Consider the following 20,099-nt stretch of genomic DNA (forward strand, 5'->3'; position numbering starts at 1 on the left):
CGGTGACGTTCCTGTTGAGAGCGCTAGCGCGTCTCCAGCCATCGGCAGACTTCATCCAGGCGCTGGCGCGAATCGGCCAGATCTTCCGGGGCCGCCAGTACCAGCTCCGGCAAAGGACAAATCTCATAGCTATCGAGCAACGGCCCTTTAAGGGCGTCCAGACAGCGCACATGCCAGAGATGGCGCAATGCTGTGGCGTTGATTTGGCTTTCGCCATACCCGGAGATGCGAATCTGGATGTTCCCGTGTCCGCATAAACGCGCCAGAAAAAGACGATCGGCCTCGCTGAGCGGCAGTTGGGTCAAATTGATGCTGTGAGGTTGCAACGCCGGATCGCGTACGTGCGCCAATAACTCATGGGCCAGCGGCAGTCCATTCATCAGGCCAGCGACAGGCGGAGGCAGCAGAGAGTCGTCAGGCAGCGTATCGGCAGTCGCCGCTTGCCACAATGTCAGGGGCGCGCTACCCGCTTCCAGACGATCCGTCAGCAGACGTCGGTTATGCAGATGGCGTACCCGCCACAGGCCGCAGAAGATGGTCTCCTGGATCTCGCTTTCACTCCCGTCCGGATGCTGAATGCGTACCGAGACTTCGCCTTCGCCCAATAGCGTATTGAGGAATGAGAGATCATCGGCATTCAGGGGAGATAACTCCCATCCCAGCACGTCGCCGACTTCCGGGATGCGCCGGGCAAGCTGACCTCGCAGATCGGTCAACAATGCCATCACCGCCGGGCTGTGAGCGCAGCGTTCCAGCGCCGCCATACTTGGGTCGCCATTGACCTGACAGGTGAGCGGTAGGGGATTCATCGAGAAACTGGCGTCATCAGGCTGCGTGCCTGGCCCCAGCAGATGAAAAAAGGCGTTGCTCATTGTGCTGTCTCCTGCGCTGCGGGAGTGTCAACCATCGAACGCATCAGCGTGAGCAGTTCAGCCCAGGGATGAATGCCGCTGAGCGCGCCGCGTAGCTCGCCGTCTGTAAAAACCAACGTCGCCGGAAACCGACGTACATTAAAGCGATCGCCGATAGTTTCGCTTTGTTCAAGGTCGGCCACCGCCACCTGCCAGTCAAACTGCGGGAACTCACGCAGGAGTTCGGCAATCATCACCGGGTTATCGCTGACTTCCGGCGTACGCCGCGGATCGCTACTTAACAGGATGACGCCATCTCCAATCCGTTTGATCCAGTCGTCTACCGTGGAAGCCTCTACCGGTTGCCATCCACGGGTTAACAGGCGTTGCCATAGCGCAGAGAACGGGGTGTCATTCGCCACTTCTTTTGCCCTCCAGACGTGTCTGATACTGACGTATGCGCACTCCCTCATAATTTTCCATCGACAGGCATTTATAGTTCAGGCAGCGTGCGACCTCATTTGCCTGCGGTACGATCCCCCAGGCGGCCAGTTGCGCCAGGGCGGCCTGTTCTGCCGCCGGTAGCTGGCTGCGAGCTATTTCGCTCAGGCTACCGCCGTAGTCGTCCAGTAGCGCCGGTTGCAGGCCGACCAGCGCAATGTGACAGGGCAGATGCCCGCGGATGTCGGCCAGCGCCAGAACTTCGGAAAAACTGTTTTGATGCAGGCTCATTTTTTTGGCGCTGAGATACGCGGGGATTTTCTCGCCGGCATAGGTTCGCAGGCTGCCCGGCGCCAGGCCGTAATCGATCGCGTCAAGGAGCAGGAGATGGCTGGCTTGCTCAACATAACCTAACAGGTTTAGCCCTTGCGTACCGCCGTCCACAATTTCTACCTCTTCAGGCCAGTGATATCGGGCATACAAACGCTCCGCGACCCGGATACCGAATCCTTCATCGGCCCACAGCAGGTTTCCTAATCCCATCACCACTACACGTTGCGCATTCATGAGGGCTCCTTGTCGTGCGGTTTGGGGAATTTGTGGCTGCGATAGCCATTGATCATGGTGGAGATCACCGTATCGTCGGACATAATGTCTTCCCGGATAGCGAGGTAAACGTGCCCGACGATGAAGGCGGCGATCAGCCACATGCCCAGTCGGTGCCAGCTGTGAATATCGATGGAGTTGCCGCCGGTCCAGTAGAAAAATTCAACCACATAGCGGAACGGCGCAAAGATGGCATACTGGCTATGCTCGCCAAACAGAGCGAAACCGGTGAGGATCATAAATACCGATAACAGGAAATAGCCGAACATCGCGGCCTGCGCGATAGGATTATGTCCGATGTCGCTCCCCGGTTTTTTCTCCAGAAACAGATACCAGCGGACCACGGAGAAAGCGCCTTGCCACCAACTGCGACGCCAGACCGGGACGATAAACAGCTCTCGCGAATAGCGGTTGCCGACACAGGCCCAATAAATTCGCCCCAGCAGTAACACGATAAAGATCATCGCGGCGGCAAAGTGGATCAGCCGGATATAGCCCATGTAAAACAGATAGGTCGCCTCGCCACTCACCGACGGCAGCGGTCGGCCAATGAAGTAGCCTGTTACCATCAGTACCAACATGCAGGCCACCGTTAGCCAGTGCCACAGGCGTACCGGCGCTTCAAACACATAGTGGCTGACGGCAGTATCACGCGCCTCCCCGACGCGTGGAGATAGCTTTCCAGTCATCGTTCTTTTCCTTAACGCTTAGCGTACCTGGACGGCAATCAGTTCGCTGCCGTCGTCGCCGAGCACGTGGGTTGAACAGGCGAGGCAGGGGTCGAAGCTGTGCAGCGTCCTCAGGATTTCTAACGGTTGGTCGGGAATCGCCATTTGCGTTCCCATCAATGCCGCTTCATAGGCGCCGATCTGTTTTTTAGGATCGCGTGGGCTGGCGTTCCAGGTGGTGGGGACTACGCACTGATAGAGTTCAATCTTCTGATCGCGGATTGACGCCCAGTGTCCCAACGCTCCACGAGGCGCTTCGGTAAAACCGATGCCGCGGCAGTGCTGCGGCCAACTGGCCGGTTCCCATTTCTCGGTATTGGCGGTGGCCAGGTCGCCGTTTTTCAGGTTGGTCATAAGCCTGTCGAAAAAATACTGCAGCTTACCGACGGCCCATTGCGCTTCGTGCGCGCGGCATAAAATACGGCCAAGCGTAGACTGGATACCGGAGAGCGGCAGTTTAAGGGCAGACATCATGCGATCTACCGACTCTATGGTGGCGGCATCCCCTTTGTGATACGCGATAAGCGTTCGGGCAAGCGGGCCGACTTCCATGGCATGACCCCGCCAGCGCGGCGCTTTAATCCAGGAGTAGCGTTCCTGCTCGTTGAGCTGCTGGATATGCGTATCGCTGCCTTTGACATCACCCGGGTTGTACCAGGGATCGGTAATGCCGTCAAAAGGATGACGGCCCAGCCGATCGTCCGGATAGCGGTACCAGGCATGATCCACAAACTCCTGTATCTGCTGCGGATCGGCCAAATCTACCGGCATGACATTTTTAAAATCGCCATTGACCACCGCGCCGCCCGGCATTAACAGGCTTTGCTGGCTGAAGTCGTTGGCAATGTCCGGAAATGCGCCGTAGCTCAGCACGCATTTATCCGACAGACCGGTGCCAATTTGACTCCATGCTTTATTGAACTGGCCGATAGCCAGCGCGTCCGGAACCATCACGTTGTTAATGAAGTCGGCGGTGCGGGTGATGATCGACTGCACCAGGTTGAGGCGCTCCATATTGATAGCCCCGACCGCGCCGCTTTGATCGAGATTGATCGCGCACGGCATCCCGCCGACGATCCAGTTAGGATGGGGGTTCTTACCGCCAAATATGGTATGGATTTTGACGATCTCGCGCTGGAAGTCGAGGGCTTCAAGATAGTGGGCAAAACCCATCAGATTAGCCTCTGGCGACAGTTTGTACTGTGGATGTCCCCAATAGCCGTTACGGAATATCCCAAGCTGGCCGCCATCGACAAATTTCTTCAATCGATTTTGTACGTCAAAGAAGTAGCCCGGCGATGACATCGGCCAGGCGGAAAGGCTTTGCGCCAGCTGCGAGGTGGCGCGTGGATCGGCTTTCAGCGCATTCAGAACATCAATCCAGTCCATGCCGGCTAACTGATAAAAATGGACCAAATGATCGTGGCACCACAACGTAGCCAGCATGATGTTACGTATAATATTGGCGTTATCCGGTACCTGGATACCAATCGCATCTTCGATAGCGTACACCGACGCCAGAGCATGTACCCCGGTACAGACACCACAAATACGTTCAACAAACGCCCAGGCGTCACGTGGGTCACGGCCTTGCAGAATGATCTCCAGCCCGCGGAACATCGTGCCGCAGGAAACGGCATTGGTAATGACGTTTTGCTCATCAATGTTCACTTCGCAGCGCATATGCCCTTCGATGCGGGTAATCGGGTCCACGATCAGACGACGGCCGGCGTCGTTAACGGTATAACCCTGGGTTTGATACTGGTTACTCATGCCTGTTTATCCTCATTGTCCGGCTGTTGTTCGGCTTGCGCTAACTGTTGTTTGTGGCGTTTACGTTGGTTGAGCGCGCTGGCGACAGCGTGACCGCCAACGCCCGCAGCGACCACGCCCAGCGCGGTCAGCCCCACCGTATCGGCGGTTGAATGGGTACCCATCTGGGGAATATCCACCACGCGGCTATAAAACGAGCCGCGATCCCAGAAACCATTTTCTGAACATCCCAGACATCCGTGACCGGACTGGATAGGAAAGGAGACGCCGTCATTCCAGCGTGTGGAGGAGCAGGCGTTATAGGTGGTTGGCCCTTTACAGCCCATCTTGTACAGGCAGTATCCCTTGCGGGCGGCGTCATCATCCCAGCTCTCGACAAATTCACCGGCATCAAAATGGGCGCGACGGTAGCATTTATCGTGGATACGCTGACCATAGAACATCAGTGGACGGCCCATGCGATCGAGTTCCGGCAGACGATCAAACGTCACCATATAGGTGATAATGGCGCTCATGACATCCGGGATTGGTGGACATCCAGGGACTTTCACGATCGGCTTGTCGGTGATCACTTTATCGATAGGCGTTGCCTGGGTCGGATTGGGGCGGGCGGCCTAGACGCAACCCCAGGAGGCGCAGTTTCCCCAGGCGATAATAGCGCTGGCGCCCGCGGCGGCTTTCTTCAGTTTTTCAATAAACGGGCGGCCGCCGCTGATACAGAACATTCCTTGCTCTCCTAACGGCGGATTGCCTTCCACCGCCAGAATGTATTTCCCGGCGTAGCGAGTGGTAATATCGTCAAAGACTTCTTCGGCCTGTGCGCCGGCGGCGGCCATCAGGGTGTCGTCATAATCGAGGGAAATCAGCGAGAGGATCACATCTTTGGCTAGCGGGTGCGAGGAACGGATAAAGGATTCGGTACAGCAGGTGCATTCCAGTCCATGAATCCAGACCACCGGAATCCGCGGTTTATTCTCCAGCGCCCAGGCGATCTTTGGCGTCATTCCGGCGCCCAGTCCCAGCGATGTGGCGGCAAGGCTACAGAATTTGAGAAAGCTGCGTCGGGTCACTCCCTTACGACGCATGGCTTGATAAAAGGTCTCCTCGTTATTCATAACGCGTATTTTTTCTCCTTTTTGCACCACGCTCCGCCAGGGGCATAAGGCGCTTTTGCGGGTCCGTTGACGTTCCGCCAGCAAGGTAAATCATTGTGTTACGCGCGAGCGCGGAAACGAGCCCGATTCACTTTGCACCGACGTATACCGCCAGAAATAATGTGAAAAAAGCGTATCGGATTAACGATAAGAAACAATGTGAAGTGTGTGGGTATAGCTTATAGCGGTATATTTATACCCATTATCGGTTTTTCGGCGAAAGGGCCGTGGCGGGGAAGCGCGGTTGAGTTTGTTCCGGGATGAGGTTTTCAGTGAGCAACCTCAAGTGGATTTAGCCTGGTCTCGCCATTTCAGGGATACGTAAGTTGATGCAAAAGGAGGGAGGATTTGATGTCATCGTTAAAAGAAGCATACTTCGTGATGATTTTTATATAAAATGATGGTGCTGGTTTTAAAGGAATGCAAAAAAGAGACTGTTTGAAAGAGGGCGTCCCATGAAAAATAACATCAGATTTGACTTATCCGATTATTTGATTCATTTTTTTCGGGACGTTGATTTAGAGACCGGTAGCCATATTTATTTACCTGAACACTGTGGTTTTAATAATCAGCACCATGCATGTTCCATTGATGCTAAATATTTACTTAGATTATCTTTACGCAGTCATAAAATTTTCTCGTCCTGGTCATACCGAAATGGACAACGAACCGTATATGGTGACTCCCCGGTGGTATGCTTTACAGATATGCCGATTGCAGCTTATTTAGAAACTGGTGTTCGCCGATTAGAACGAAATGAAAATATTGGTTTATATGCAATCGTTTTACCTAAAGAGCAAATGTTTAATTATGGGGCAAGGCCAGTCATATATGGGTTGGATCAGCATAACAATGCTCGATGCTCGCAAGGCAGATATGGGGAACGTATTCTTGATGAAACGGCTCTTCCTCTGATTGAACAATATAGATATGTTACTTATGTTCCAGGTAAGATTGACTGGACACATGAACGCGAATGGCGATGGCCATATCGTGGCGATATTAAAAAATTCCTTAATCATATTAAAGAGTATGGTATTCCGGAAAACATTGAAAGTACCCCAGGGTTTGATTTTAGATCAAGCGAAATAAGTGGTGCGGGAATAATCGTCCCGTTTGCAGAAGATATCCCTACCGTAGCTCACGATATTTTAACTTTAATTGACCGGGGTGTCATTGGAAGAAATACTTTCAAATTCATTATAGCTGTAGAGAGTTTACAATCATGGACCCAGCTCTCGGAACCGGGTGCGTTACTATCCTATATTAATGACAATACTTTCGAATTTGAATCTTTTTTTGATTTATCTGCATCTAAAGTAAAAAATTATGCTGACTCTATCAATGATTATGTAAGTGAATTATATTCAAAAAAAGATTTTTTAAATGATAATTATGCAATGGAATTTGGAAATGCCTGGGTCTGGATTCATGATAACCAATCCCAGGTGGTACGGGCGTTACTGCAGGCTGGAATGATCAAGGTTAATAAAGAAGGGCGGTACTTATTAGATGTTAATTTGGCTTCTGTTGATTGGCCATTAAGAAGAAAAGAGGCTTTCGCAAGTCATGTTGCGGGATGGCTCAAACATCGTTTTGATATCGAAGCGGGAAGGTATTCCGTTCGGGGAAAAGATGATTATGATGCGATCCCAAGTTATGAGACGCCGCTAAAGGATCAGCATCCTTTTTATAATCATACAGTGAATGTCGACTGGTAATTAAGAAAAAAACTTACCCTGTTAGCTCTGCGTTAATTGAGCCTGTCAGTATGAGTTGAGATATTATGAAATAAAAAATCCACGCGGCTGCGTGGATTTTATGAGTTTCTTTGCCTCTTATGAGATTCAGCAAAACCTCATAAGACAACAATTTTTACTTAGACGTTGAACAGGAAGTTCATTATATCGCCATCTTTAACGATATAATCTTTGCCTTCCGCTCGCATCTTACCGGCTTCTTTCGCGCCTTGTTCACCTTTATAGGTAATAAAGTCGTCAAAGGCGATAGTTTGAGCGCGGATAAAGCCTTTTTCGAAGTCGGTATGGATTTTACCTGCTGCTTGCGGCGCGGTTGCGCCAACCGGAATGGTCCATGCGCGAACTTCTTTCACCCCGGCGGTGAAGTAGGTCTGGAGGTTCAGCAGGCGATAACCAGCGCGAATAACGCGGTTCAGCCCCGGTTCTTCCAGACCCAGTTCAGCCATAAATTCGTCACGCTCGTCATCATCCAGCTCAGCAATATCAGCTTCGACGGCGGCACACACCGGAACCACGACCGAACCTTCTTTCGCGGCGATTTCGCGAACCTGGTCCAGATACGGGTTATTTTCAAAACCGTCTTCATTGACGTTAGCGATATACATTGTCGGCTTCAGCGTCAGGAAGCTTAAATAACGGATAGCCGCTTTATCTTCGTCCGTCAGGTCCAGCGAACGCAGCATCCCCGCTTCGGCCAGGTGCGGCAGGCATTTTTCCAGCGCGGCCAGTTCCGCTTTGGCGTCTTTATCGCCGCCTTTGGCTTTCTTCTGTACGCGATGGATCGCGCGCTCGCAGGTATCGAGGTCAGCCAGCGCCAGCTCGGTATTGATAACATCAATATCTTCTGCCGGATTTACTTTACCCGCCACGTGGATGATATTGTCGTTCTCAAAGCAGCGAACCACGTGACCGATAGCTTCGGTTTCACGGATATTGGTCAGGAACTGGTTACCCAACCCTTCGCCTTTGGATGCGCCTTTTACCAGACCGGCGATATCCACGAACTCCATCGTGGTTGGTAGAATGCGTTGCGGTTTAACAATCTCAGCCAACTGGTCCAGACGCGGATCGGGCATCGGCACGACACCGGTATTCGGTTCGATAGTGCAGAACGGAAAGTTTGCCGCTTCAATACCGGCTTTTGTCAGCGCGTTGAACAGGGTGGATTTCCCGACGTTGGGCAGACCGACGATACCGCATTTGAATCCCATGATTTAACTCACCTTAATATCTTAATAATCAACCTGTTATAGAAAACAGATTGCAGAAATGGAAATAACTTCGCCTATTATACACGGCGTGCGGCAAAAATGCCGCACATCACTGGTTATTGCGCCTTAAAGGTATGCAAACGGCTTGTTGCTTTGGCCAGACCCTCTTTGAACCACAATTCCGTACAGCGCGCCGCTTCGTCAATGGCCTCATCAATTAATTTTTGTTCAGAAACAGGGGGTTTACCCAGCACGAAACCAACAACTTTATTTTTATCGCCTGGATGACCAATTCCAACGCGTAAGCGGTGAAAGTTGGGATTATTGCCCAGCTTGCTGATGATGTCTTTCAGACCATTGTGGCCGCCGTGGCCGCCGCCAAGTTTAAATTTCGCGACGCCCGGCGGGAGATCCAGCTCGTCGTGAGCGACCAGAATTTCGTCCGGCTGAATACGGTAAAAACTGGCCATTGCGCCAACTGCTTTACCACTGAGGTTCATGAACGTGGTGGGTACCAGCAGGCGAACATCTTCCCCTTCCAGCGTGATGCGTGAGGTATAGCCAAAGAATTTAGGCTCTTCACGCAACGGCGCGCGCAGGCGCTCCGCCAGTAAATCGACGTACCATGCGCCTGCATTGTGTCGCGTCGCGGCATATTCCGCGCCGGGATTCGCCAGACCAACAATCAATTTAATTGCCACGTTTTTTGTCCTGAGTAGATCCATGACTGGCGCGTAGTTTACTGTCTGTCTGCCCGCTTGACAAAACACAGCGACACTCTGAAGTAAATTAAATAATTGCCAGCATTGATTATTAAAAATGTAAACTGTTCAGAGTGTTATTTGTAAAGTTTTGTTAAATGAAACTTTACATTTGTGATCGCACCCGCACTTACAAATGGAAGTGTTGTCTATACTTTACACATAAAGTTTAGGGGGATTTCCTAAAAACAACCCAAAAGTTCCGGAGGTGACATATGAAACGCAAAAACGCTTCGTTATTCGGTAACGTGCTGATGGGGTTGGGGCTGGTCGTGATGGTTGTCGGCGTGGGTTACTCTATTTTAAACCAACTGCCGCAGTTTAATTTGCCGCAATTTTTTGCGCATGGCGCAATACTGAGCATTTTTGTCGGTGCAGTTCTTTGGCTGGCGGGGGCTCGTGTAGGGGGGCATGAGCAGGTGAGCGACAAATATTAGTGGGTACGTCACTATGACAAACGTTGCCGCCGTAGCGACAATCGTCGTCATAGCTAACCGGTTCAGGCCCGGTAAGCGTTATCGCCACCGGGCATTGTCCATTAACTGAGTAAATCCGCTAACGCCTCCGTCCTGTTCGGGAAGAAGGTCAGACGTCCAGGAATGGGTTTGATACCGGCACGCGCCATTGTGCGCAGCGGTTGGAACTCCAGGTTACTGATACGCAATTCGCAACCCTCCGGCAGACGCTTCACAAAACGCTGAAAAGCATCAAGCCCGCCTGCATCCAGCACTGGTACTGCGTCCCATTTCAGAACGACGATACGTTTGCCCTTAATACGTGACTCAAGGTCGGTAAACAGCCCTTCCGCCGCGGCGAAAAAGAGCGGACCGATAACACGCAGCACCAGCACATCTTCAGGCACATCGACATTGACCGGCGCAAGTCGAGTCATTCGCGCAATACGGCGCATAAACAGCAGGGAAGCAAGGACAATCCCCACGCTGATGGCGATGACCATATCAAACAGAACCGTTAATGACATGCACAGCAGCATAACGATAATGTCATCTTTCGGCGCATGGCGTAACAGATCCACCACTTTATGGGCTTCACTCATATTCCATGCCACCATCAGCAGTAGCGCCGCCATCGCGGAAAGCGGCAGCCAGGAGAGTAGCGGGGCTAAGACCAGTAGCGCCAGAATGACCAGAATAGCGTGAATTACCGCCGAGACGGGAGAGGTCGCGCCAGCGCGGACGTTGGCGGCAGAGCGGGCAATCGCGGCGGTGGCGGTGATGCCGCCAAAGAACGGCGCGACCATATTCCCCAGCCCCTGGCCGATAAGTTCGCTGTTAGCTTTATGTTTGGTGCCGGTCATGCCGTCCAGCACGACGGCGCAGAGCAATGATTCGATTGCCCCCAGCATTGCCATCGAGAAAGCCGCTGGCAGCAGCGCGCGCAGTGAATCCCAGCTTAGCGTAAAATCGGAGCCAGGAAGGCTCCACGGCAGCATCAGTTGCGGCAGGAGCTGCGGGATGCCGTTGCCCTGAGTGCCGTCAGCCAGAACGTAATGGAACTGTGAGCCGATAGTCGCCACATTGCCGCCCAGCAGATTAACAATCCCCATTACGGCGCAACCGGCCAGCAGCGCGGGAAGGTGTCCCGGCAGACGAATACCGAGACGCGGCCAGAAAATCAGCGTTCCCAGCGTTACCACGCCAATGGCGGCATCGCCAATATTGACGGTGGGCAACGCCATAAACAGCGCGCCGACTTTCTGCAAATAGTGCTCTGGCACATGGGCCATCTGCAGACCAAGAAAATCTTTAATCTGCATGGTACCGATGGTAATACCAATCCCTGAGGTAAAACCCAACGTGACCGACACCGGGATATATTCAATCAATCGCCCCAGTCTCGCCAGGCCGAAAAGGATCAGGAAGAAGCCCGACATCAGCGTGGCGACCAGTAGGCCCGCCAGACCAAACTGTTGCGACACCGGATACAAAATCACCACAAACGCGGCGGTAGGGCCGGAAACGCTAAAGCGCGAGCCGCCGGTTAGCGCGATCACGATCCCGGCGACAGCGGAGGTATAGAGGCCATACTGCGGCGCAACGCCACTGCCAATTGCCAGCGCCATCGCCAGCGGGATAGCAATAATCCCGACGGTGATCCCGGCTATCACATCACGGGTGAACCGGGAGGCGGTATATTTTTCTTTCCAGCAAGCATCGATGAGAGCGCGGAAAGGCATCACATGTGAGGAAAATAATTTGTTCACAATAATGTTTCATCCATGAGCGCATCATCTGTCAACTAAATGGCAGGTGAAGGAGGCATAAGTCATATAAAAGGGTGTTACAGACAAAAAAACCCGCCGCAGCGGGTTTCAGATCCGGGTTCGATCAATGCTCGAACATGGCGGAAATCGATTCTTCGTTGCTGATACGGCGAATCGCTTCGGCCAGCATACCTGACAGGGTCAAAGTACGCACGTTCGGCAGCGCTTTGATTTCGTCGGTCAGCGGAATGGTGTCACAGACAACGACTTCGTCAATAACGGAGTTGCGCAGGTTGTTTGCCGCATTGCCTGAGAAGATCGGGTGCGTCGCGTAGGCAAACACGCGTTTAGCGCCACGTTCTTTCAATGCTTCTGCTGCTTTGCACAGAGTACCGCCGGTATCGATCATATCATCAACCAGCACGCAGTCACGGCCAGCGACGTCGCCGATGATGTGCATCACCTGAGAAACGTTCGCGCGCGGACGACGTTTATCAATGATAGCCATATCGGTATCGTTCAGCAGCTTAGCGATAGCGCGGGCACGAACCACGCCGCCAATATCCGGGGAAACCACGATTGGGTTATCCAGATTCAGTTGCAGCATATCTTCGAGCAGGATTGGGCTACCGAACACGTTATCAACCGGAACGTCAAAGAAGCCCTGGATCTGTTCAGCATGCAGATCTACGGTGAGAACGCGGTCAACGCCGACGCTGGACAGGAAGTCAGCGACAACTTTTGCGGTAATCGGCACACGGGCGGAACGTACGCGACGGTCCTGACGTGCATAGCCAAAGTAGGGGATAACGGCGGTGATACGACCTGCGGAAGCACGACGCAGGGCATCAACCATAACGACCAATTCCATCAGGTTGTCGTTGGTTGGGGCACAAGTGGACTGGATGATGAAAATATCACCACCGCGTACATTTTCGTTGATTTGTACGCTGACTTCGCCGTCGCTAAAGCGACCTACGGCGGCGTCGCCGAGAGAAGTGTACAGGCGGTTGGCAATACGTTGTGCTAGTTCCGGGGTGGCGTTACCAGCAAAAAGCTTCATATCAGGCACGAGAAGAACCTCAGGCATGCGTCCATTGGTGGAAAGAATCTGCCGAAAACTGTGCGGGCCAGGCAAAATCCTATCCAGGCGGTGTATTAAAGAGCGCGATGCAACGTCTGGAACAAGGTGACGTTGTCACCGAAGCTCAGCTTGCCCGGCTTACTCGTCTTCATTCACGTTTCATGTGCGCTGGTATCAATGCCTCACACCGGTCAAATACGGCATATATGACCGGCGACTCGTCATTTCGCCATCTTCCTGAAACCCGAATGCGTTAGAGTAACTCTCGATGCAATGGGGAAAGGTTAACACCCTTCGCCACAAAAGCATTGAGCCATTCCGGGGCTTGCTCAAGCACCTGGCGAGCACAAGACTCTGTATCGAATTCAGCAAAGACACAGGCCCCTGTCCCAGTCAGGCGCGACGGCGCGTATTCTAACAGCCAGGAAAGCGCCGCATCAACCTCGCGAAAACGTTTTCTTGCGATAACCTCGCAATCATTGCTGAATTCACATTTTAGTAACGTATCTATTGACCTTTTTGGCGTATTACGCGGCAATTGAGGATCTTTAAAGATAACTGGCGTCGGAATGCTTACGCCAGGGTGCGCGACCAGATACCATTTTTCCGGCGGATTCACCGGCGTTAATATTTCGCCTACGCCTTCGGCAAACGCGGCGTGGCCACGAACAAAGACCGGGACGTCGGCGCCGAGCGTCAGGCCGAGCGTCGCCAGTTCATCAATGGAAAGCCCGCATTGCCAAAGATGATTGAGCGCCACCAGAACGGTCGCGGCGTTAGACGAGCCGCCACCCAGACCGCCGCCCATGGGAAGGCGCTTCTCAATGCTGATATCCGCGCCGCTTCCGGCGGGCAGGCGTCCACTCTCCGAGGCGACTTTCATCAACAGCCGCGCGGCGCGGACGATCAGATTGTCTTCATTTTCAACGCCGGTTACCGGCGTTAATAAATGGATTTCGCCATCGTGACGCGGTTCGATGTGGAGTGTGTCGCCATAATCCAGAAACTGAAACAGCGTCTGCAGCGTGTGGTAGCCGTCTGCACGCTGTCCGGTGATATATAAAAACAGATTTAATTTTGCCGGAGAAGGCCAATGGGTCATCATTTCACAATCCAGTTATCCATTTTCAGCTTAATGCGCTGACTGCCATCTGAAAGCTCCATATTGGCTGGCATGGCAGGCTGCGTTTTGCTGTCATAGCCACCGTAAACCACTTTCCAGTTTTTACCATCCTGGTGGTAGTTCACTTCGCTCAGGCGGTACTGGTCGTCCAGTTTGTAGTCGGTGGCATCGCCAGGCAGACCGAGGATCCACTGCCGCAGGCTGTTTAACGGAATCGGCATCCCGGTGAGTTTGCCGATCATCTCTTCGGCGTCATCGGCGGTATAACGCTGGCCTTTGTTATCCACCAACTGGACGTTGCCCGGCTGGGCGTTAAGCTCCAGCTCGGTGCTGCCCAGCGGGTTGGTAAGCAGCAGGCGGTAGCGATCCTGTCCGGTCTGTTGCCAGAAGAAGCGCGCATAGACTTTCTGATCATCTGAGATGTAAGCAAAGGCGCCGCGCGTCTGGTATTGATTCAGATGACGCACCTCTTGCTGATGCTGGCGCCACTGAGGGGAATCCGGGCTCTTGCCCGGGCCTTTATGCCCAGGAAGCGTACAGGCGGTGAGAACCAGGCTTGCTAACGGCAGTAGACGAATCAGGCGAAAATCGGGCAGGGTCATAGTGATGACGAATCCTTGTGATACGGTGCAATAATTGCCTGAAGGCGTTACGCTTATCAGGCCTGAAAACTGAACCGGCAAGCTGTAAAAACGTTCGCGCCGCGATTCGGCAAATTTTTGCTATCGGTTACAGTTATAGCCTTTAATGCTAGCGCCGCCTGGTGACATCGTCTACTTTCAAGTTGTCTTAAATCATCAAATTAGCGAGCGCTGCCAATTACTCCAAAAGGGGGCTCTCTCTTTTATTGACCACGCGCATCCTGTATGATGCAAGCAGACTAACCATATCAACGCTGGTACTACTCCCGCAGACATGACCCTTTTAGCACTCGGTATTAACCATAAAACGGCACCTGTATCGCTGCGAGAACGCGTAACGTTTTCGCCGGACACGCTTGATCAGGCGCTGGACAGCCTGCTTGCGCAGCCAATGGTGCAGGGCGGGGTCGTGCTGTCAACCTGTAACCGTACAGAGCTGTATTTGAGCGTGGAAGAGCAGGATAACCTGCAAGAAGCGCTGATCCGCTGGTTATGCGATTACCATAACCTGAACGAGGACGATCTGCGCAACAGTCTGTACTGGCATCAGGACAATGACGCCGTCAGCCACCTGATGCGCGTCGCCAGCGGTCTGGATTCACTGGTGCTGGGCGAACCGCAAATCCTCGGTCAGGTGAAAAAAGCGTTTGCGGATTCGCAAAAAGGCCACCTTAACGCCAGCGCGCTGGAGCGAATGTTTCAGAAGTCTTTTTCCGTCGCCAAGCGAGTGCGGACTGAAACCGATATCGGCGCCAGCGCCGTCTCCGTCGCGTTTGCCGCCTGTACGCTCGCCCGCCAAATCTTTGAATCGCTCTCGACGGTCACTGTACTGTTAGTTGGCGCGGGCGAAACTATTGAACTGGTGGCGCGTCACCTGCGCGAGCATAAAGTACAAAAGATGATTATCGCCAACCGAACCCGCGAGCGCGCGCAAGCCCTGGCGGATGAGGTTGGCGCTGAGGTTATCTCGCTCAGCGATATCGACGCCCGCTTGCAGGATGCCGATATTATCATCAGTTCGACCGCCAGCCCGCTGCCGATTATCGGTAAAGGCATGGTGGAGCGCGCATTAAAAAGCCGTCGCAACCAGCCGATGCTGCTGGTGGATATCGCCGTACCGCGCGACGTTGAGCCGGAAGTCGGCAAACTGGCGAACGCTTATCTTTATAGCGTCGATGATTTACAGAGCATCATTTCGCATAATCTGGCGCAGCGTCAGGCTGCGGCGGTGGAAGCGGAAACGATTGTTGAGCAGGAAGCCAGCGAGTTTATGGCCTGGCTACGCGCCCAGGGGGCCAGCGAGACCATTCGGGAATACCGTAGTCAGTCGGAGCAGATTCGTGACGAACTGACTACCAAAGCGCTGTCGGCCCTTCAACAGGGCGGTGATGCGCAAGCCATCTTGCAGGATCTGGCATGGAAACTGACCAACCGCCTGATTCATGCGCCAACGAAATCACTTCAACAGGCTGCCCGTGACGGGGATGACGAACGCCTGAATATTCTGCGCGACAGCCTCGGGCTGGAGTAGCAGCACACACCACACTTTTTTACAGGGTGAATTTACGCCTATGAAGCCTTCTATCGTTGCCAAACTGGAAGCCCTGCACGAACGCCATGAGGAAGTTCAGGCGTTGCTGGGCGATGCGGGAATTATCGCCGACCAGGACCGCTTTCGCGCATTGTCGCGCGAATATGCGCAATTAAGCGACGTTTCTCGCTGTTTTACGGACTGGCAACAGGTTCAGGACGATATCGAGACGGCTCAGATGATGCTCGACGATCCTGAAATGCGGGAAATGGCGCAGGAAGAACTGCGCGAAGCGAAAGAAAAAAGCGAACAACTGGAGCAACAGTTACAGGTACTGCTGCTGCCGAAAGATCCGGACGATGAACGAAACGCGTTCCTTGAGGTTCGCGCCGGCACTGGCGGCGACGAAGCCGCGCTGTTTGCCGGCGATCTGTTCCGCATGTACAGCCGTTATGCCGAAGCGCGCCGCTGGCGCGTGGAGATCATGAGCATGAGCGAAGGCGAGCATGGCGGTTATAAAGAGATCATCGCCAAAATCAGCGGCGACGGCGTGTATGGCCGACTGAAATTTGAGTCCGGCGGACACCGCGTACAGCGTGTTCCGGCGACCGAGTCGCAGGGGCGTATCCATACCTCCGCCTGTACCGTCGCCGTGATGCCGGAGCTGCCGGAAGCCGAGCTGCCGGATATTAACCCGGCGGATCTGCGCATTGATACGTTTCGTTCTTCCGGCGCGGGCGGTCAGCACGTTAACACCACCGACTCCGCTATCCGTATTACCCACTTGCCGACCGGCATCGTGGTGGAATGCCAGGACGAGCGTTCGCAGCATAAAAACAAAGCGAAAGCGCTCTCGGTGCTCGGGGCGCGCATTCACGCCGCCGAAACGGCAAAACGCCAGCAGGCCGAGGCGTCAACGCGCCGCAACCTGCTTGGCAGCGGCGATCGCAGCGATCGTAACCGGACCTATAATTTCCCGCAGGGGCGCGTGACCGATCATCGTATTAATCTGACGTTATATCGCCTTGATGAAACGATGGAAGGTAAGCTGGATATGCTGATTGAGCCGATTGTTCAGGAACACCAGGCTGACCTGTTAGCCGCGTTGTCCGAGCAGGAATAATGGATTTTCAGCACTGGCTACATGAGGCGGTAAACCAGCTCCGGGACAGCGACAGCCCCCGGCGCGACGCCGAGATCCTGCTTGAGTACGTTACGGGCAAGAGGCGGACGTATATCATGGCCTTTGGCGAAACGCCGCTTACCGATGTCCAGCAACAACAGCTCGCGGAGCTGCTGCAGCGGCGTAAACAGGGCGAACCCATTGCGTACCTGACGGGCTTACGCGAATTTTGGTCGCTGCCGCTCTTCGTTTCTCCCGCCACGCTAATCCCGCGCCCGGATACCGAATGTCTGGTTGAACAGGCGTTGGCGCGATTGCCGGTCAAAACCTGTCGTATTCTGGATTTAGGCACCGGAACCGGCGCGATTGCGCTGGCGCTGGCCTGCGAGCGACCGGATTGCGAGGTGACTGCGGTCGATCGTATGCCTGATGCGGTTGCGCTGGCGATACGCAACGCGGAACATTTGGCTATCCGGAATGTGCGTATACTGCAAAGTTGTTGGTTCAGCGCACTATCGGGGCAGCAGTTCGACATGATTGTCAGCAATCCGCCCTACATTGACGCGCAGGACCCGCACCTTAGCGAAGGCGATGTACGCTTTGAACCGCGCTCAGCGTTGGTGGCGGACGAAAACGGTATGGCGGATCTTACGCATATTATCGATAATGCCCGCCAGATGTTAACGCCCGGCGGCTTCCTGCTGCTGGAACACGGTTGGCGGCAGGGCGAAGCGGTAAGAGCGGCTTTCAGGCGGTCTGGTTACACGGATGTAGAAACGTGTCGTGATTATGGTGGCAATGAACGCGTGGCCTGCGGGCGTTTTACGCCATGACAATTGCAATGTTGCTCACGCTTCATCTTATTTGTGTTGCGCTCTCCGTCAGTTTGTTTGTCGCTCGTTACTGGTGGCGCTATTGCGGCCATGCGTTGGCCGCCGCGCGCTGGACACGAATCGTGCCTCCCGTCATAGATACCCTGTTACTGCTTAGCGGTATTGGGTTAATCGTTAAAACGCACATCCTGCCATTCACGGAGTCGGGCTCATGGCTGACTGAAAAACTGTTTGGCGTTATCATCTACATCGTTTTGGGTTTTATTGCGCTTGATTATCGTCAGGCGCGCAGCCAGCAGGCGCGTTTTATCGCTTTCCCGCTGGCGCTGGTGGTGCTGTACATCATCATTAAACTCGCCACCACAAAAATACCGTTACTGGGGTAAGTCATGAGGTCGTTAGCTGATTTCGAATTTAACAATGCGCCGCTGTGTGATGGCATGATCCTGGCATCAGAGATGATTCGCCTGGATTTTCCCACGCAGTTTGTCTACGACGAACTGGAACGTCTGGTCAGTCTGGCGCAGGAAGAAATTAGCCAGCTCCTGTCTCAGGATGAGCAACTGGAAAAATTGCTGGCACTTTTTTACGGCGAGTGGGGGTTCACGGATTCCCGCGGCGTCTACCGTCTTTCTGATGCTTTATGGCTCGATAAAGTCCTGAAAAAACGCCAGGGGAGCGCTGTATCGTTGGGCGCTATTTTATTATGGATAGCAAACCGTCTTGATTTGCCGTTGGTGCCCGTTATCTTCCCAACGCAGCTGATTTTGCGTATTGAATCGCTGGAAGGAGAAATGTGGCTGATTAACCCGTTCAACGGTGAAACGCTTGATGAACATACCCTCGAAGTCTGGTTAAAAGGCAATATTAGTCCGGTCGCCGAGTTGTTTAACGAAGATTTGGACGAAGCGGATAACGCCGAAGTGATTCGTAAGCTACTGGATACGCTGAAATCCTCGCTGATGGAGGAACGGCAAATGGAGCTGGCGCTGCGCGTTAGCGAAGCATTGTTGCAATTTAACCCGGAAGATCCTTACGAAATCCGTGACCGCGGGTTGATCTACGCGCAGCTTGAGTGTGAACACGTTGCGCTGACTGATTTAAGCTACTTCGTTGAACAGTGTCCGGAAGACCCGATCAGCGAAATGATTCGTGCGCAGATCAACACCATTGCGCACAAGCAAATTGTTCTACATTAATTAACCGACATTTTACCTATAAGTGTAAGGCGATCCTATGAAACAAAAAGTGGTTAACATTGGCGACATTAAGGTGGCAAATGACCTGCCGTTTGTGCTGTTTGGCGGTATGAACGTGCTGGAGTCACGCGATCTGGCAATGCGCATTTGTGAGCACTACGTAACCGTTACCCAGAAGCTGGGTATTCCTTACGTGTTCAAGGCCTCTTTTGATAAAGCCAACCGTTCCTCTATTCACTCTTACCGTGGGCCGGGTCTGGAAGAAGGGATGAAAATCTTCCAGGAACTCAAACAGACATTTGGCGTAAAAGTGATCACTGACGTCCATGAAGCCAGCCAGGCGCAGCCTGTGGCTGATGTGGTTGACGTGATTCAGCTCCCGGCGTTTTTGGCGCGCCAGACCGACCTGGTGGAAGCGATGGCGAAAACCGGCGCTGTGATTAACGTGAAAAAGCCGCAGTTTGTAAGCCCGGGTCAGATGGGCAATATCGTGGATAAGTTCCATGAGGGCGGTAACGATAAGGTGATTCTGTGCGATCGCGGCGCGAACTTCGGTTATGACAACCTGGTGGTGGATATGCTGGGCTTTAGCGTGATGAAAAAGGTCTCCGGCAACTCGCCGGTGATTTTCGACGTTACCCATGCGCTGCAATGCCGCGACCCATTTGGCGCTGCCTCGGGCGGTCGTCGTGGTCAGGTGACCGAGCTGGCGCGCGCCGGTATGGCTGTCGGTCTGGCGGGCCTGTTCCTGGAGTCGCATCCGGACCCGGCTAACGCGAAGTGCGACGGTCCTTCCGCGCTGCCGCTGGCGAAACTGGAGCAGTTCCTGACCCAGATAAAAGCGATTGATGATTTGGTGAAAAGCTTCGACGAGCTGGATACCGAGAACTGATTGCGGTTTTTAGCTTGTGTAGGCCGGATAAGATACTATCCGGCTTTTTTGTCTATGGAAAACCCCCAGCTAGGCTGGGGGTTCCGGAAAGCTTTCAGCTTTAAGCCAGTTATTAAAACCCCTTTTGATTTGTTAAAACATCTTGCGGTCTGGCGACTGCAAAA

The 20,099-nt window shown here is 53.4% G+C and carries 19 protein-coding genes and 1 pseudogene; 8 read left to right on the top strand and 12 right to left on the bottom strand.

All coding sequences use genetic code 11. From position 1 onward, the window contains the following. Positions 1-23: 23 nt before the first annotated feature. The 6 genes and pseudogenes from AAYN39_RS23140 to hyaA all read right to left on the bottom strand — a co-directional run bounded on the left by AAYN39_RS23140 (position 24) and on the right by hyaA (position 5,514). On the bottom strand, positions 24-872 hold the full coding sequence (locus AAYN39_RS23140) for a hydrogenase expression/formation protein (RefSeq protein WP_000063377.1): 849 nt from the start codon (positions 870-872) through the stop codon (positions 24-26). Beyond that, complete coding sequence (hyaE, locus tag AAYN39_RS23145; RefSeq protein WP_001262578.1) at positions 869-1,273, bottom strand: hydrogenase-1 operon protein HyaE; 405 nt, start codon at positions 1,271-1,273, stop codon at positions 869-871. The genes AAYN39_RS23140 and hyaE overlap by 4 nt, the downstream gene beginning before the upstream one ends. Further along, a complete protein-coding gene (hyaD, locus tag AAYN39_RS23150; protein ID WP_000993803.1) occupies positions 1,263-1,859 on the bottom strand; it encodes a hydrogenase 1 maturation protease in 597 nt (198 codons plus the stop codon). Before hyaD ends, hyaE begins: the two co-directional genes overlap by 11 nt. After that, positions 1,856-2,587 (bottom strand): Ni/Fe-hydrogenase b-type cytochrome subunit, encoded by a 732-nt coding sequence (gene hyaC / locus AAYN39_RS23155; protein WP_000147028.1) that lies wholly within the window; start codon positions 2,585-2,587, stop codon positions 1,856-1,858. The genes hyaD and hyaC overlap by 4 nt, the downstream gene beginning before the upstream one ends. Positions 2,588-2,605: 18 nt before the next feature. Then, on the bottom strand, positions 2,606-4,399 hold the full coding sequence (gene hyaB / locus AAYN39_RS23160; protein ID WP_000070982.1) for a Ni/Fe-hydrogenase large subunit: 1,794 nt from the start codon (positions 4,397-4,399) through the stop codon (positions 2,606-2,608). After that, a pseudogene (gene hyaA, locus AAYN39_RS23165) lies at positions 4,396-5,514 on the bottom strand (hydrogenase 1 small subunit). Before hyaA ends, hyaB begins: the two are co-directional and overlap by 4 nt. 494 nt (positions 5,515-6,008) lie before the next feature. Between hyaA and AAYN39_RS23170 the strand changes: the two are divergent. Continuing rightward, a complete protein-coding gene (locus AAYN39_RS23170; protein ID WP_000794378.1) occupies positions 6,009-7,274 on the top strand; it encodes a DUF4427 domain-containing protein in 1,266 nt (421 codons plus the stop codon). 158 nt (positions 7,275-7,432) lie between these two features. Here AAYN39_RS23170 and ychF read toward each other — a convergent pair whose 3' ends face one another. Together ychF and pth are read right to left on the bottom strand one after the other, a co-directional pair. After that, positions 7,433-8,524 (bottom strand): redox-regulated ATPase YchF, encoded by a 1,092-nt coding sequence (gene ychF, locus AAYN39_RS23175; protein WP_000505850.1) that lies wholly within the window; start codon positions 8,522-8,524, stop codon positions 7,433-7,435. Positions 8,525-8,640: 116 nt separating this feature from the next. Continuing rightward, positions 8,641-9,225, bottom strand: a complete 585-nt coding sequence (pth, locus tag AAYN39_RS23180) for an aminoacyl-tRNA hydrolase (RefSeq protein WP_000985595.1) — start codon at positions 9,223-9,225, stop codon at positions 8,641-8,643. Between the two features lie 275 nt (positions 9,226-9,500). Between pth and ychH the strand changes: the two genes are divergently transcribed. Continuing rightward, positions 9,501-9,722 (top strand): stress-induced protein YchH, encoded by a 222-nt coding sequence (ychH, locus tag AAYN39_RS23185; RefSeq protein WP_000823877.1) that lies wholly within the window; start codon positions 9,501-9,503, stop codon positions 9,720-9,722. A gap of 101 nt (positions 9,723-9,823) precedes the next feature. Here the strand turns inward: ychH and dauA are convergent, their stop codons facing one another. The 4 genes from dauA to lolB form a co-directional block, all read right to left on the bottom strand. Beyond that, on the bottom strand, positions 9,824-11,509 hold the full coding sequence (dauA, locus tag AAYN39_RS23190; RefSeq protein WP_001037188.1) for a C4-dicarboxylic acid transporter DauA: 1,686 nt from the start codon (positions 11,507-11,509) through the stop codon (positions 9,824-9,826). Positions 11,510-11,633: 124 nt separating this feature from the next. Then, entirely contained in the window at positions 11,634-12,581 is a 948-nt protein-coding gene (prs, locus tag AAYN39_RS23195) for a ribose-phosphate diphosphokinase (RefSeq protein WP_001518537.1), read from the bottom strand. Between the two features lie 265 nt (positions 12,582-12,846). Further along, positions 12,847-13,698, bottom strand: coding sequence for a 4-(cytidine 5'-diphospho)-2-C-methyl-D-erythritol kinase (gene ispE / locus AAYN39_RS23200; RefSeq protein WP_000988253.1), 852 nt, complete (start codon positions 13,696-13,698; stop codon positions 12,847-12,849). After that, complete coding sequence (lolB, locus tag AAYN39_RS23205) at positions 13,695-14,318, bottom strand: lipoprotein insertase outer membrane protein LolB (RefSeq protein WP_000174482.1); 624 nt, start codon at positions 14,316-14,318, stop codon at positions 13,695-13,697. The genes ispE and lolB overlap by 4 nt, the downstream gene beginning before the upstream one ends. A gap of 313 nt (positions 14,319-14,631) precedes the next feature. Here lolB and hemA point away from each other — a divergent pair, with 313 nt between their 5' ends. From hemA to kdsA, 6 genes are read left to right on the top strand one after another with little or no spacing between them, the layout of a single operon-like run. Beyond that, on the top strand, positions 14,632-15,888 hold the full coding sequence (gene hemA / locus AAYN39_RS23210) for a glutamyl-tRNA reductase (RefSeq protein ID WP_000173208.1): 1,257 nt from the start codon (positions 14,632-14,634) through the stop codon (positions 15,886-15,888). A gap of 40 nt (positions 15,889-15,928) precedes the next feature. Continuing rightward, positions 15,929-17,011: a peptide chain release factor 1 gene (gene prfA / locus AAYN39_RS23215; protein WP_000804703.1), complete on the top strand. Its 1,083-nt coding sequence runs from the start codon at positions 15,929-15,931 to the stop codon at positions 17,009-17,011. Next, positions 17,011-17,844 carry a peptide chain release factor N(5)-glutamine methyltransferase gene (prmC, locus tag AAYN39_RS23220; RefSeq protein WP_000347320.1) on the top strand — a complete coding sequence of 278 codons (834 nt, stop codon included), beginning with the start codon at positions 17,011-17,013 and terminating at the stop codon, positions 17,842-17,844. Before prfA ends, prmC begins: the two co-directional genes overlap by 1 nt. After that, entirely contained in the window at positions 17,841-18,230 is a 390-nt protein-coding gene (sirB2, locus tag AAYN39_RS23225) for an invasion regulator SirB2 (protein ID WP_000150667.1), read from the top strand. The genes prmC and sirB2 overlap by 4 nt, the downstream gene beginning before the upstream one ends. Positions 18,231-18,233: 3 nt before the next feature. Continuing rightward, positions 18,234-19,043: an invasion regulator SirB1 gene (gene sirB1, locus AAYN39_RS23230; RefSeq protein WP_001257065.1), complete on the top strand. Its 810-nt coding sequence runs from the start codon at positions 18,234-18,236 to the stop codon at positions 19,041-19,043. 37 nt (positions 19,044-19,080) lie between these two features. After that, positions 19,081-19,935, top strand: a complete 855-nt coding sequence (gene kdsA, locus AAYN39_RS23235; RefSeq protein ID WP_000811046.1) for a 3-deoxy-8-phosphooctulonate synthase — start codon at positions 19,081-19,083, stop codon at positions 19,933-19,935. Positions 19,936-20,099: the final 164 nt, after the last annotated feature.

The organism is Salmonella sp. K21076 (assembly GCF_039650795.1).
GTDB classification, from domain to species: Bacteria; Pseudomonadota; Gammaproteobacteria; order Enterobacterales; family Enterobacteriaceae; genus Salmonella; species Salmonella enterica.

Excerpts from the sequence above, each read along its gene's own strand:
- AAYN39_RS23140 (WP_000063377.1), bottom strand. The coding sequence starts at position 872 with ATGAGCAACGCCTTTTTTCATCTGCTGGGGCCAGGCACGCAGCCTGAT.
- hyaD (WP_000993803.1), bottom strand. The coding sequence starts at position 1,859 with ATGAATGCGCAACGTGTAGTGGTGATGGGATTAGGAAACCTGCTGTGG.
- hemA (WP_000173208.1), top strand. The coding sequence starts at position 14,632 with ATGACCCTTTTAGCACTCGGTATTAACCATAAAACGGCACCTGTATCG.
- kdsA (WP_000811046.1), top strand. The coding sequence starts at position 19,081 with ATGAAACAAAAAGTGGTTAACATTGGCGACATTAAGGTGGCAAATGAC.
- prmC (WP_000347320.1), top strand. The coding sequence starts at position 17,011 with ATGGATTTTCAGCACTGGCTACATGAGGCGGTAAACCAGCTCCGGGAC.
- hyaB (WP_000070982.1), bottom strand. The coding sequence starts at position 4,399 with ATGAGTAACCAGTATCAAACCCAGGGTTATACCGTTAACGACGCCGGC.
- hyaC (WP_000147028.1), bottom strand. The coding sequence starts at position 2,587 with ATGACTGGAAAGCTATCTCCACGCGTCGGGGAGGCGCGTGATACTGCC.
- AAYN39_RS23170 (WP_000794378.1), top strand. The coding sequence starts at position 6,009 with ATGAAAAATAACATCAGATTTGACTTATCCGATTATTTGATTCATTTT.
- ispE (WP_000988253.1), bottom strand. The coding sequence starts at position 13,698 with ATGATGACCCATTGGCCTTCTCCGGCAAAATTAAATCTGTTTTTATAT.
- lolB (WP_000174482.1), bottom strand. The coding sequence starts at position 14,318 with ATGACCCTGCCCGATTTTCGCCTGATTCGTCTACTGCCGTTAGCAAGC.
- sirB1 (WP_001257065.1), top strand. The coding sequence starts at position 18,234 with ATGAGGTCGTTAGCTGATTTCGAATTTAACAATGCGCCGCTGTGTGAT.
- prfA (WP_000804703.1), top strand. The coding sequence starts at position 15,929 with ATGAAGCCTTCTATCGTTGCCAAACTGGAAGCCCTGCACGAACGCCAT.
- sirB2 (WP_000150667.1), top strand. The coding sequence starts at position 17,841 with ATGACAATTGCAATGTTGCTCACGCTTCATCTTATTTGTGTTGCGCTC.
- ychF (WP_000505850.1), bottom strand. The coding sequence starts at position 8,524 with ATGGGATTCAAATGCGGTATCGTCGGTCTGCCCAACGTCGGGAAATCC.
- ychH (WP_000823877.1), top strand. The coding sequence starts at position 9,501 with ATGAAACGCAAAAACGCTTCGTTATTCGGTAACGTGCTGATGGGGTTG.